The organism is Salinarimonas soli (assembly GCF_008386575.1).
Classification (GTDB): Bacteria; Pseudomonadota; Alphaproteobacteria; order Rhizobiales; family Beijerinckiaceae; genus Salinarimonas_A; species Salinarimonas_A soli.
In genome coordinates this window covers 1-12,667 of record NZ_VUOA01000023.1, presented here as the reverse complement: position 1 = coordinate 12,667, position 12,667 = coordinate 1, and the positions used below count along the sequence as shown (strand labels likewise).

At 71.4% G+C, this 12,667-nt stretch carries 13 protein-coding genes; 8 read left to right on the top strand and 5 right to left on the bottom strand.

The features are described 5' to 3' along the window. Window positions 1-261: a SemiSWEET family sugar transporter gene (locus F0L46_RS13180; RefSeq protein ID WP_149818247.1), complete on the bottom strand. Its 261-nt coding sequence runs from the start codon at window positions 259-261 to the stop codon at window positions 1-3. Between the two features lie 174 nt (window positions 262-435). Here F0L46_RS13180 and F0L46_RS13175 point away from each other — a divergent pair, with 174 nt between their 5' ends. Both F0L46_RS13175 and F0L46_RS13170 read left to right on the top strand, forming a co-directional pair. Beyond that, complete coding sequence (locus F0L46_RS13175; protein ID WP_149818245.1) at window positions 436-825, top strand: DUF3775 domain-containing protein; 390 nt, start codon at window positions 436-438, stop codon at window positions 823-825. Between the two features lie 263 nt (window positions 826-1,088). Next, window positions 1,089-1,700: a class I SAM-dependent methyltransferase gene (locus F0L46_RS13170; protein WP_149818243.1), complete on the top strand. Its 612-nt coding sequence runs from the start codon at window positions 1,089-1,091 to the stop codon at window positions 1,698-1,700. A gap of 9 nt (window positions 1,701-1,709) precedes the next feature. On the opposite strand, the gene F0L46_RS13165 is transcribed toward F0L46_RS13170, so the two are convergent. After that, complete coding sequence (locus F0L46_RS13165) at window positions 1,710-2,252, bottom strand: hypothetical protein (protein WP_149818241.1); 543 nt, start codon at window positions 2,250-2,252, stop codon at window positions 1,710-1,712. 158 nt (window positions 2,253-2,410) lie between these two features. Between F0L46_RS13165 and F0L46_RS13160 the strand changes: the two genes are divergently transcribed. From F0L46_RS13160 to F0L46_RS13150, 3 genes are all read left to right on the top strand, one after another. Continuing rightward, window positions 2,411-3,793, top strand: a complete 1,383-nt coding sequence (locus tag F0L46_RS13160) for an aminotransferase (RefSeq protein ID WP_149818239.1) — start codon at window positions 2,411-2,413, stop codon at window positions 3,791-3,793. A gap of 175 nt (window positions 3,794-3,968) precedes the next feature. Continuing rightward, window positions 3,969-4,163, top strand: a complete 195-nt coding sequence (locus F0L46_RS13155) for a hypothetical protein (RefSeq protein ID WP_149818237.1) — start codon at window positions 3,969-3,971, stop codon at window positions 4,161-4,163. Between the two features lie 4 nt (window positions 4,164-4,167). Beyond that, window positions 4,168-5,070, top strand: a complete 903-nt coding sequence (locus tag F0L46_RS13150; RefSeq protein ID WP_149818235.1) for a metallophosphoesterase — start codon at window positions 4,168-4,170, stop codon at window positions 5,068-5,070. Window positions 5,071-5,089: 19 nt separating this feature from the next. On the opposite strand, the gene F0L46_RS13145 is transcribed toward F0L46_RS13150, so the two are convergent. Beyond that, entirely contained in the window at window positions 5,090-5,668 is a 579-nt protein-coding gene (locus F0L46_RS13145; RefSeq protein ID WP_149818234.1) for a L,D-transpeptidase, read from the bottom strand. A gap of 158 nt (window positions 5,669-5,826) precedes the next feature. Here F0L46_RS13145 and F0L46_RS13140 point away from each other — a divergent pair, with 158 nt between their 5' ends. Together F0L46_RS13140 and F0L46_RS13135 are read left to right on the top strand one after the other, a co-directional pair. Beyond that, window positions 5,827-6,756 carry a histone deacetylase family protein gene (locus F0L46_RS13140; RefSeq protein WP_149818232.1) on the top strand — a complete coding sequence of 310 codons (930 nt, stop codon included), beginning with the start codon at window positions 5,827-5,829 and terminating at the stop codon, window positions 6,754-6,756. A gap of 100 nt (window positions 6,757-6,856) precedes the next feature. Next, window positions 6,857-9,139 (top strand): DUF3370 family protein, encoded by a 2,283-nt coding sequence (locus tag F0L46_RS13135; protein WP_149818230.1) that lies wholly within the window; start codon window positions 6,857-6,859, stop codon window positions 9,137-9,139. Window positions 9,140-9,451: 312 nt separating this feature from the next. On the opposite strand, the gene ribB is transcribed toward F0L46_RS13135, so the two are convergent. Continuing rightward, entirely contained in the window at window positions 9,452-10,534 is a 1,083-nt protein-coding gene (gene ribB / locus F0L46_RS13130; protein ID WP_149818228.1) for a 3,4-dihydroxy-2-butanone-4-phosphate synthase, read from the bottom strand. A gap of 45 nt (window positions 10,535-10,579) precedes the next feature. Then, window positions 10,580-11,722 carry a chorismate synthase gene (gene aroC / locus F0L46_RS13125; RefSeq protein ID WP_149818226.1) on the bottom strand — a complete coding sequence of 381 codons (1,143 nt, stop codon included), beginning with the start codon at window positions 11,720-11,722 and terminating at the stop codon, window positions 10,580-10,582. A gap of 133 nt (window positions 11,723-11,855) precedes the next feature. On the opposite strand from aroC, the gene F0L46_RS13120 reads away from it, so the two are divergent. After that, window positions 11,856-12,446, top strand: a complete 591-nt coding sequence (locus F0L46_RS13120; RefSeq protein WP_210247636.1) for a TspO/MBR family protein — start codon at window positions 11,856-11,858, stop codon at window positions 12,444-12,446. The last annotated feature ends 221 nt before the right edge of the window (window positions 12,447-12,667 follow it).

Genomic DNA, 12,667 nt, shown 5'->3' with positions numbered 1-12,667 from the left:
TCACCCGAAGCGCAGCTTCATCGCCAGGATCGCCGCGACGGGAACGATCGAGATCGCGTTCGCCACGATCACGGGCGTGCTGCCGATGAGGAGCCCGTAGAGGAGCCACAGCCCCACGCCGAAGGTGAAGGCCGCCTGCGTCACGAGCGAGATGGCCCGGGTGTCGCGCGTCCGGATGGTGCGCAAGGCCTGCGGGATCCAGCACAGCGTGGTGAGCACGGCGGCGGCGAAGCCGACGGCTTCGATATGGGCGGGGGGCATGGCGCGACTCAGCGGGGTTGAGGCGGCTCGTTAGAGCACTTTCGCGCCGCCGAGAACCCCCGACCCCGCCCGGGGGCCGGCTGCGAGAACCGAACGCGTCCCAACGGGTTCTTGTGAGGGACGAGCCTGCCGCCGCCAAGCCTGGACGGCACCGGACGCACACAAGGAGCCGCCATGGACATCGCCCTCGACAAGGTTTGCGAGATCATCCTCTACGCCAAGGCCTTCGACGTGAAGGAGGGTCCCACGGACCCGGACTCGGGCTCGAACCCCCTCGACGACGGCAACCTCGATTCGCTCACCGAGTCGGCGGACGACTCGACCGAGGAGCAACTCCGGCAGGTGATCGAGGGCCTGAACGACGACGAGCGTCAGAGCCTCCTGGCCCTGGTCTATATCGGGCGCGGCGACATGGAGCCCGAGGAATGGGGCGCCGCCATGCGGCTCGCCGCCGAGCGCGAGGGCGCCATGGCGGTGAGCACTGCCGACTGGCTGCTCGGCATCCCCAATCTCGGCGACATCCTCGACGAAGGGCTGGCGCTGATGGGGCGCAGCTGCGTGTGAGAGCGAACGCCCTGGACCGGGCGGGGTGGCGCGGCTTAGGTTTCAGCGTGGCGTGAAAGGTTGGTGGGGCGACCCTCTCCAACCCCCTCATGCTGAGGAGCGCTCGAAGAGCGCATCTCGAAGCACGCAGCACGTCTGTGAGCCGGAGGGAGATCCCTGGAGCGCCCTTCGAGGCCCTGCTTCGCAGGACACCTCAGGACGAGGGTGGAGAAGGGGGGGAGGCGCCAGACCACGAACCGGATTTTGGGAGGACAGCAGCCCCCATGAGCGGATCCGATCGCGCGAGCACGGCTGGATATGCCGAGGCCGCGCCGGCCCTGACGCGGCAATACGAGAGCGTGACCTTCGAGGAGGTCCACCGCGACATGCTCCCGCTCTTTCCCGAGCGCCCGAGCCGGGTTCTCGACATCGGGGCCGGCACGGGACGGGACGCGGCGGCCCTCGCCCTGCGCGGCCACGCCGTCACCGCCGTGGAACCCACGCAGGAGCTGCGGGAGCACGGGCAAAGCCTCCACGCGGCGGCCGGGATCCGATGGGTCGACGACGGCCTGCCGGACCTGGCGGAGGTCGAGGCCGATCGAGGGGGCTTCGACCTCATCCTGCTCACGGCGGTGTGGATGCATCTCGACGAGCCCGAGCGGGCGCGGGGCATGCGGCGGGTGGCGGAACTCCTCGCGCCGGGCGGGCTCGTCGTCCTGTCGCTGCGCCACGGCCCCGTTCCGGCGGGGCGGCGGATGTTCGACGTCTCGGGCGACGAGACGCAGGCCCTCGCGGCCCGCAACGGCCTGGCGGCGGTGGGGCGGGTCGAGCGCGACGATGCGCTCGGCCGCGACGACGTGCGCTGGACGTTCCTGGCGCTCAAGGCCCCGGGATAGGCCCCCGGCTCACGCCGCGGCGCTCACCTTCTCGACGTCGATCACCGGGCCCTTGGGCGTCGCCCGCTCCTTGAACACCAGCCGGTCGCCTGCCTCCACGGTCCCGACGGGGACGTCGCGGTCGGGGAGGATCACGGTGGCGAGCTTGTTGATGAACACCACCACGTGGCGCTTCTCGGCGAGCGCCGCCTGCGACCAGCGCTTGAGCTGGCCGTAATAGGGCTCCTTCTTCCAGGCGGCCGGCGCGCCGGGATCGACCTGGACGAGGAGGAAGCGGTTCACGGGGTTCATGGTGAGCACGAGCTTCGAGCGCTCGGGCTTCCATTCCGGGCCGATCCACCCCTCCGTCATCCACATGCAGAAGAAGGCGCGGCAATGGGCCGGCCGGGTCTCGTGGATGTTGCAGCCGCGCCCCTGGACGCAATGCCGGCACCATTGCCCCATGGGCTTCTCGAGCGAGGGCACGTCGAAGACCTTGCAGCACAGGGTGCAGGTGCCGCAGGAGCGCCCCGGCGCCGGCGTGGTGACGAACTGCGTCGGATCGAGCTGCATGATCTCCAAGGCCCCCTCGGCCGGCGCCCCCGCGCCGTCGGCCCACCCTCATAGGACATTTCGTGGCCGGATGAAGGCCGCGCATGCCGCCCTGCGGCGCGCGCGCTTGCGCCCGCGTCTCTTCCCGTTACCCTCTGGGCCAAACCACGGAGGCCGATGTGCTCACGAATCTCGCGACCCGCGACGTCGAGACCCTGATCCACCCCTATACCCAGCTTGCCGCGTTCCGGGAGACCGGCCCGCTGGTGCTGGAGCGGGGCCAGGGCGTGTGGGTCTACGACACCGAGGGCAAGCCGTACCTGGAGGGCATGGCAGGGCTTTGGTGCACGTCGCTCGGCTATTCTAACGCCGAGCTCGTGGAGGCCGCCCGCGAGCAGATGATGCGCCTGCCCTTCACGCACCTCTTCTCCGGCCGCAGCCACGACCCGGCGATCGAGCTGGCCGAGCGGCTCAAGGAGATCGCCCCCGTCCCCGTGTCGAAGATCTTCTTCACCTCCTCGGGCTCGGAGGCGAACGACACGCAGGTCAAGCTCGTCTGGTACATGAACAACGCGCTCGGCCGGCCGCAGAAGAAGAAGATCATCGCGCGCCTGCGGGGCTATCACGGCGTCACGGTCGCCTCCGCCTCGCTCACGGGCCTGCCCGCGAACCACGCGGACTTCGACCTGCCGATCCAGAACATCCTCCACACGAGCTGCCCGCACCATTACCGGTTCGGTGAGGCCGGCGAGTCGGAGACCGACTACTCGGCGCGCCTTGCGGCCGAGCTCGAGGAGATGATCCTGCGCGAGGGGCCGGACACGGTGGCCGCCTTCATCGCCGAGCCCGTCATGGGCGCGGGCGGGGCCATCATCCCGCCGGAGAACTACTTCCCGGCCATCCAGGCGGTGCTCGACAAATACGACGTGCTCCTCATCGCCGACGAGGTGATCTGCGGCTTCGGACGTCTCGGCACCCGCTTCGGCTCGCAGCGCCTCGGCATGCGGCCCGACACGATCTCGGTGGCCAAGGCCATCACCTCCGCCTACCTGCCGCTCGGCGCCGTGATGATCCCCGAGGGCATGTACCAGGCGATGCTGGAGGGGAGCCGCAAGATCGGCACCTTCGGCCACGGCTTCACCTATTCGGGCCACCCGGCCTCCTGCGCCGTCGCGATCAAGACCCTGGAGATCTACGAGCGCGATCGCATCGTGGAGGGCGTCGCCGCCAAGGCGCCCCGCTTCGAGGCCCGGTTCGCAGGGCTTCGCGACCATCCGCTGGTGGGCGAGGCCCGGGGCCTCGGGCTCATCGGCGGGCTGGAGATCGTCGCCGACAAGGCGACGAAGCGCCAGTTCGACCCGAAGCTCGGGATCGCCGCCAAGGTGGTGTCCTTCGCCCAGGCCGAGGGCCTCATCGTGCGCTCGCTCTACGGCGACCGCATCGCCGTGTGCCCGCCCCTGATCATCACGGAAGCCGAGATCGACGAGCTGTTCGACCGCCTCACCCGGGCCCTCGACCGCGCCGAGGCCTGGGTCGCGGGGGAGAGCCTGCGGGCGGCCTAGGCGGTGCGAGTCCGCACGGTAACGGACGGTTAAATCTGTTCCTTCAACGAGGGAGCGAGCGATCGGGATGGCCTTGGGAGCGCCACGAACGTGCCCAAGGCTCGTCGCGATCAGCCTGCATCCCGCGCCCCGTCGCGTCGCCGACGGCGCGAATCGAACAACATGAGGAACGCACATGGCCCAGGCCAACCCCTACCGAACCGCCCGCCCCCAGCCGGCCCTCCGCGCGGCCGAGACCGCGACGGGCTTCAAGCCCGTGGCCCTGCCGGCGCTCGCTGCCGCCCTGCGCCAGGTTCGCGAGACGCAGACCGTCGACGCCGCCGCCCGGGAGCTGCCGCCGATCCTGCGCAAGGAAGCGGTCCTCGGCTGAGGTCATGGTCAGCCGGCGCGGCCTCCTGGCGGGCGCTGCCGGCTCGGCGATCCTGGGCGCCGGCCTCGGCGCCTACGGGCTCGTGGTGGAGCCGCGCTTGCGCCTGCGGGTGCAGGCCTACGCGCTCTCCCCCGCGGGCTGGCCCGGAGGGGTGCGCCTGCGCATCGCGGCGCTCGCCGACATCCATGCGGGTCTCCCCTACATGCCCCTCGCGCGGGTGCGCCAGATCGTCGAGGCCACCAACGCGCTCGCGCCCGACCTCGTGGTCCTGCTCGGCGACTATGCGTCGAGCGACCGCTTTCCCTTCACGCGGATCCCGTGGGACGAGACCGTCCCGCTCTTTCGGGGCCTCGACGCCCCGCTCGGGGTGTACGGCATCCTCGGCAATCACGAGTTCTGGGACGATCCGTCGGCGCAGCGGCGGCGCGGCGACACCCTCGCCCACGACGCCTTCCGGCGCAGCCGCGTGCCCCTTCTCGAGAACGACGCCGTCCGGCTCCAGGCCCGGGGCGGGCCGGTCTGGCTCCTGGGCCTCGGCGACCAGCTCGCCTTCCGCCTCGGCCGCGCCCGCTATATCGGCCGCGACGACCTGCCGGGCACGCTCGCCAAGGTCACCGACGACGCCCCCGCGATCCTCCTCGCCCACGAGCCCGATATCTTCCCCAAGGTGCCCGGCCGGATCGCCCTGACCCTCGCGGGCCATACCCATGGCGGGCAGGTGCGCCTCTTCGGCCACTCCCCCGTCGTGCCCTCGCATTACGGCAACCGCTACGCCTATGGCCACGTGGTCGAGGACGGCCGCCACCTCATCGTCTCGGGCGGGCTCGGCACCGTCGCGGCGGGCCTCGTCCCCGTGCGGTTCGGGGTGCCGCCCGAGATCGTGGTCGTGGATATTTGGGGCGAGTGACCGCCCCGGCGGCCTGCCCTCAGCGCACGATGACGCGGGCGCCGACCGAGACCCGGTTGTAGAGATCGATCACGTCGATGTTGCGCATGCGGATGCAGCCCGACGAGGACGCGCGTCCGATGCTCTCGGGCTCGTTCGTCCCGTGGATGCGATAGAGCGTGTCCCGGTTGCCCTCGTAGAGATAGAGCGCGCGGGAGCCGAGGGGATTGGCCGGGCCGCCCTGCATGGGGTGCACGTGCGGCCAGCGCTGCTTCATCTCGGCGGGCGGGTTCCAGGAGGGCCACTCCGCCTTGCGGGCGATGCGGGACGTGCCGGTCCAGCCGAAGGCCTCGTCGCCCACTCCCACGCCGTAGCGGATGGCGCGGCGGTCGGGCAGCACGAGGTAGAGGAGCCGCTCGCGGGTGTCGACCACGATCGTGCCCGGCGGCTCGTTGGTGGGGTCGTCCACCACGTAGCGCTGGAAGTTGGGATCGAGGTCGTGGTTGGGCACGAGCGCCATCCACTCCGCGTCGCGCGCCGAGACGCTCGGGTCGGGAACCGGCTTGAAGTTGCAGCCGGCAAGGCCGCACAGGGCCAGAGCAAGAGCGATTCGACGCATGACGAGCCCACGGATCAGGACCCAACACCTAGCCCCGACATGGTGAACGCATGGTTAAGCCAGCGTCCGCAGCCTGCGGGGCTCCAGCCGCATGCCGCATGGACAGGAGCGGCCCGCCTTGCGACACTGGAGGGCAGGACACGCTCGCAAAGGCTCGAATGAGCACGCTTTATCTCTGCCACCCCGCCTCCCTGGACCATCGCACCCCGCTCGGCCACCCGGAGCGCCCGGACCGGATCCGCGTCGTCGAGCGGGCGCTGGAGCACGAGCGCTTCGCGGCGCTGCTGCGCGAGCAGGCGCCCGCGGCTGCCCCTGAGACCGTCGCCCTCGCCCATCCGCTGGCCTATGTCGAGGCGCTCGCCGAGGCCTCGCCCCGGGACGGCCTGGTGGCGATCGATTCCGACACCGTCCTGTCGCCGGGCACCTACGAGGCGGCCCTGCGGGGCGCAGGCGCGGCGGCGCTCGCGGTGGACGAGGTGATGGGGGGCCGGGTCGCCAATGCGTTCTGCGCCATGCGCCCGCCGGGGCACCACGCCGAGCGGGCCCAGGCCATGGGCTTCTGCTTCTTCAACAACGCCGCCATCGCGGCACGCCAGGCCCAGGCCCGGCACGGCGCCGAGCGGGTGGCGATCGTCGATTGGGACGTCCACCACGGCAACGGCACCCAGGACATCTTCTGGGCCGACCCGACGGTGCTCTACTGCTCCTCGCACGAGATGCCGCTCTATCCGGGGACCGGCCGTCCCTCGGAGCGCGGCGAGCACGGCACCATCGTCAACGTCGCGCTCGCGGCAGGCGATGGCGGCGACATCTTCCGCGAGGCCTTCGAGACCGCGATCCTGCCGCGGATCGACGCCTTCGCGCCCGATCTCATCGTCATCTCGGCGGGCTTCGACGCCCACTGGCGGGACCCGCTCGCGAACCTAAACCTCACGGAAGCCGATTTCGCCTGGGCCACGCGCCAGCTCATGGTCATCGCGAACCGGCGCTGCGCGGGGCGGATCGTCTCGCTCCTGGAGGGCGGCTACGACCTGGAGGGCCTGGCGAAGTCGGCGGCAGCCCACGTGGACGCCCTCATACATGGGTAATACAAAATGCCGTATTTGATAACTTATAATCAACAATAATCACTTGCAATTATATATCGACGGATCCATCCTGTGACCCTGTCCAAACGGGTTCACGGTAATGAGCGTCGCGTTACAGCAGCAGACCACTCCCTCGATCGCCCCGCGCGAGAGCGCCGACAGGAGCGCCGCGCCGGCGTTCAAGGCCGAGCTGTCGCAGGTCACGAGCCAGCCCCAGCCCGCCGACCTGCCGCCCGTCGAATATCTCGACCCGCGCACCGGCAACGTCCAGCGCATCGGCGATCTCAATCCGCGGACCGGCACGTTCACGGACCTGACCACGCCGCCGTCGGGCGCGCCCAATACGGCGCAACCCGGCGCCACCGCCAAGCCGCAGGCGCCCCTCGTGGCACCGCGGCAGACGCCGCAGGCCAATCCGACGCCCCAGCCGCAGGCGCCCGCCGCGCAGCCGCAGGCTCCGACGGCCCACCCCCCCGCGCCCGTCGAGACGCCGAAGACGCCGACGACTCAGCCTGCCACGGCGCAGCCCGCGACGGCGCCCGCCGTCACCACGCCTGCGACCGGCGGGCAGACGGCGGCGCCGACGAACCTCCGGCAGGAGCCCGAGGTCAAGCCGCAGCCGGCGCCGCAGCGGCCGCCGGTCCAGACGCCGCCCGCGAATGACGCCGCGCGCCTCATCCCCTTCATGCCGCCGGGCTTCGGCGGCAAGCCGCCGAACGGCCCGAGCCCGCGGCGCGAGGCCGAGGCGACCCCCGGCCGTCCGAGCTCAGGCACGAGCCCGTCGCGCACGGAGACGGGCGGCGCCTCGTCCGCCGCCGCGACCACGGCCCCCGTCACGACCGCACCGGCGCCGGCGCCGGACGCCGTCAAGCCCGCGGGCGAGCGGCCGGTCGGACCCCAGCCTCAACCCGCTCCCGGCGAGACGACCCGCCCCGTCACGGTGCCCGGGGCCGGCACCCTGCCCCCCTCGCTGGACCTTGCGCCGAAGCCCCCGGCCACCCCCGCGGCGCCCGTCTCGGCCGCGCCCGCCAACGCGACGAGCTACAGCGCGGAGCTGTTCCAGAGCCGCAGCAAGCCTGCCCCCGCGGTGCCCTCGGTCCAGGCGCCCGTCTCGGCCGAGATGCTTCAGCGCGTCGACCTCCCGTCGTCGGCTGGCATGGTCGGCGGGCCGAAGCCCGGCACCTACGTAGTCCATTCCAACCGGCCCGAGATCGTCACTTCGGTGCCGGCGGGCGGCGCGGTCCTGTTCTCCAGCCGCGATACGGCGAACGGGTGCAACCACGCCTTCAAGCCGGGCGAGACCGTGAACTTCATGATCTCGAACCAGAACCTGACGGGAACGCCCCTCAACCGCACCATCGCCGTGCGCAACGAGGGCACCGAGCCGATGATCCTCAAGACCAACTACTACTCGAGCGTCGGCACGGGGGAGGCTCGCTACACCACGGTGGGCAACGACGGCTCCCCGCGCCAGAACTACGAGACCGTGCGCCGGGGCGGCGGCGCCATGGACGGGCCCGGCATGGCCGCCACCGGCAACGCGCTCGCCGGCAAGTCGGAGCTCCCCCGCGAGATCGTCGTGCCCCCGGGCAAGACGGTGATCCTCGCCAACGACGCCTTCCCGGTGAAGAACGAGGTGATGACGCAGGGCAGCTTCACGGTCACCCAGCCGCCGGGCATGACCGGCAACGCCAAGGCGAGCTTCGACATCGTCCTCACCCAGGGCGCGGCGACGCCCGCCAAGGTGGATTCCCTCGTGACCTCGGGTCCCATGGTGCCGGTCTCCGAGAAGGAGCCCGTGCCCACCTCGCGCCAGCAGATCGAGAACGGGCAGTTCGGCAATTACGGTCGCGTCAACGGCATCACGGACGCGGGCGTCTTCAAGCTGAACATGGCCAACAACAGCGAGGGCAACCTCTTCCTGCTGCCGGAGAACGGCGAGGCGAGCTCGCAGCGCTTCGTGTGGAACACGAAGTACACGGCCCGGGGCGGCGCCCCCCTCGACACGCCCTTCATGGTGGCCCAGGCCGCGGGCTCGGCGCCCATGCCGCACGGCAATTACGGCGCGGAGTTCGACATGACGCTGCCGCTGCACAACCCGAGCTCGGTGCCCCAGAAGGTGCAGGTGTTCATGGGATCGGGCAACACCGGCGACTCGGCGGCGTTCCGCGGCAACATGAACGTCACCATCACCAACCCGGACGGCACCACCCGCAAGGAGACGCTGTCGATCATGCAGCGCCCCAACACCACCGGCACCACGCCGCTCGCGGAGGTGACCGTCCCGCCCGGCGGCCGCGCCAACATCACCCTCGACACCATCTACCCCGCCAACACCACCCCGCCGCACTACTTCGACGTGAAGAGCACGCCGGTACAGTAGAAGCCGGCGCCGCCGTGCTCCCTCCCCCCTTGCGGGGGAGGGCTGGGGTGGGGGGTGACGGCGGTGCCCTGTCCGGAGATGTCACCAGCCGATCGGTCGTGATCCATCTTGGCTCGACACCGCCGTCAACCCCACCCCTAGCCCCTCCCCGCAAGGGGGAGGGGAACCTGTGGCGGCTCTCCCGTATGGTCGGCTCGGGTACGGCAAGGCGAGCGCTGAAATGCGCCGCCGAGCCTCCTCCCCCTTTCGGAGGCGGGCATGGACAGGAGGTGACGGCGGTGTCCCGGCCGGAAGGGCCACCCCCTCCCCTCGTCAACCCTCGATCGGCTCCTCGCCGAGGAGCTCGATGCCGAAGCCCGACAGGCCGACATAGGAGCGCGAGGAGGTTGAGAGGTTGCGGATCGAGGTGACGCCGAGGTCGCGCAGGATCTGGGCGCCGAGGCCTACCTCGCGCCATTGGTTGGTGCGCGCGGCCTCCGACGCGGTGTCCTCCGCGCCCGGGAAGGCGGTGGTGGGCACGCCGGCGGTGCCGTCGCGCAGGTAGACGAGCACGCCGCGCTTCTCCGCCGCGATGCGCTCCAGCGCCCGGGAGATCGTGCGCCCGCCGCCGAACACGTCGGCCACCACGTCGGCGCGCTGGAAGCGCACGAGCATGTCGCGCCCGTCGCCGATGCGGCCATGGACGAGGGCGAAGTGCTGCACGGAATCGAAGGGCGTGCCGTAGGCGTAGCCCGTCATCTCGCCGTGAGGCGTGCGCACGGGGAAGGTCCCGAGCCGCTCCACGAGCTTCTCGCGCGCCTGCCGGTAGGCGATGATGTCGGCGACCGAGACGCGCTTGAGGCCGTGGCGCTCGGAGAAGGCGACGATCTGGTCGCCCTTCATCACCGTGCCGTCGTCGTTGGCGAGCTCGCAGATCACGCCCACGGGCGGCAGGTCGGCGAGACGGCACAGGTCGACGGCGGCCTCCGTGTGGCCCGAGCGCATGAGCACGCCGCCGTCCTTGGCGATGAGCGGGAAGACGTGGCCGGGGCGTACGAAGTCGCTCGCCCCCATGTTGCCGTTGGCGAGCGCCCGCACGGTGTTGCAGCGCTGCTCGGCCGAGATGCCCGTGGTGAGGCCGTGCTTCACGTCGACCGTCACCGTGAAGGCGGTGCCGAGCGGCGCGTCGTTGGAGGCCACCATCGGATCGAGGCGCAGGCGCTTCGCCTCGGACGTGGTCAGCGGCGCGCAGACGATGCCGCAGGTGTTGCGGATGATGAAGGCCATCTTCTCGGGCGTGCAGAGCGACGCCGCCACGATGAGGTCGCCCTCGTTCTCGCGATCGTCGTCGTCGGTGACGATCACGATCTCGCCGCGGGCGAACGCCTCGAGCGCCTCCGTCACGGTGACCGGCATGTCCAGATTCCCCCTGCCGCCCCGGGCGGCCGTTGCATATGCGTTTCAGGGCTCCCCTAGCACCGGCTCGACGGGTTTGTCGAACGGCCAGGGGATGCCGGCGCCGACCTGGGCGCGATGCCGCAGCAGGTGGTCGGCGAGCACGCAGGCCACCATGGCCTCCCCCACCGGCACGGCGCGGATGCCCACGCACGGATCGTGGCGCCCCTTCGTCATCACCTCCGCCGGCTCGCCGTAGCGGGTGACGCTGCTGCGGGGCGTGAGGATGGACGAGGTGGGCTTCACGGCGAAGCGGCACACCACGGGCTGCCCCGTCGAGATGCCCCCTAGGATCCCGCCCGCGTGGTTCGACAGGAAGGTGGGCGCGCCCCCGTTGCCCGGCCGCATCTCGTCGGCGTTGTCCTCGCCGCGCAGGGCCGCCGACGCGAAGCCCTCGCCGATCTCGACGCCCTTGACGGCGTTGATCGACATTAGGGCGCCGGCGAGGTCCGCGTCGAGCTTGGCGTAGACGGGAGCGCCGAGGCCGGGGGGCACGCCCTCGGCCACGACCTCGATCACGGCGCCCACCGACGAGCCCTCCTTGCGCAAGCCGTCGAGATAGTCCTCGTAGAGAGCCGCGGCCCGCGCGTCGGGGCAGAAGAACGGGTTGCGGTGGACCTCCTCCCAGTCCCAGTTCGCCCGGTCGACGGCGTGCGGGCCCATCTGGACGAGGGCGCCGCGGATGGTGACGCCGCTCAAGATCCTGCGCGCGATGGCGCCCGCCGCGACCCGCGCCGCCGTCTCGCGGGCCGAGGAGCGCCCGCCGCCGCGATAGTCGCGCACGCCGTACTTCACGTCGTAGGCGTAATCGGCATGGCCCGGGCGATAGGCGTCGCGAATGGCCGCGTAATCCTTGGAGCGCTGGTCGACGTTCTCGATGAGGAGCGCGATGGGCGTGCCAGTCGTCACGGGGCCGGCCATGCGCTCGTCGCCGAACACCCCCGACAGGATGCGCACCGCGTCGGGCTCGCGCCGCTGCGTGGTGAAGCGCGACTGGCCGGGCTTGCGGCGATCGAGCTCGCCCTGGATGTCGGCCTCGGTGAGCGGGATCCCCGGGGGGCAGCCGTCGACGACGCAGCCGAGCGCCGGGCCATGGCTCTCGCCGAAGGTGGTGACGCGGAAGAGATGGCCGAAGGTGTTGTGGGACATGGGACGCGCCTTGCCGGATGCGCGGTTGTTTAAGTGGTGCGCGCCCGCCTGTCACGCCCGCTCCATGCCCCCTCCCCCGCCGGAACCGCCGCCCCCCTGCCCCGTTTGACCCCACGGTCACCGGAGAGCCGCCATGCCCCAGTCGAGCGACGTCTACGCCGAGTCCGTGCGCGGGATGAACGAGCGCCAGAAATCCAACCTGCGGGAGCGGAGCGAGCGGCGGCACCGGCGCGAAGGCGCGTTCTCGCCCTGGGCGGCGCTCGCCATCGCGGGCGGGGCGGTGCTGGCGGCGGGCCTGGTGGGGCGCCGCTACGCCCCCGACCGGTCGCATCCCGAGATCAAGGACTGGTACGGCTCCCTGGAGAAGCCAGGGTTCACCCCGCCCGACGCGGTCTTCGGCGCCGTCTGGCCGGCGCTGGAACTCCTGCTCGCGGCCGGCGGCTACCGGCTGCTCCGTGAGGCCTCGGGACCTGAGCGCGACGCGGCCCTGGCGCTGTGGGCCGTCAACCTCGCCATGATCCCGGGCTGGACGAAGCTCTTCTTCGGCGAGCGCAGCACCACGGCCGGCTTCGCGGCCGCCACCGCCCAGCTCGGCGCGGGGCTAGGCTATGTCGAGGCCGCCCGCCGCGTCGACGGCCCGGCCGCCGCCATGGCCCTCCCCTACGCCGCCTGGATCGCCTTCGCGAGCCTCACGGCGGAGGAGGTGTGGCGGGAGAACCGGTGAGCGGGCCTGGGATCCCGGGGTCCTTGGATCACGGGACGAGTGTCGCGCCTACGGCTGGGGATCGCCTGATCGTTCGGTCGCGCGGCGAGGCTTGCGCCTCGCCGACCTCCCTCTGCCCCTGACGGGGCATCTCCCCCGCAAGGGGGGAGAGGGGCGCAGACGTGCCCGTCTCGCCCGGACTCCAGAGGTCTGCGCGGCGGATGCCGATGATCCCTCTCCCC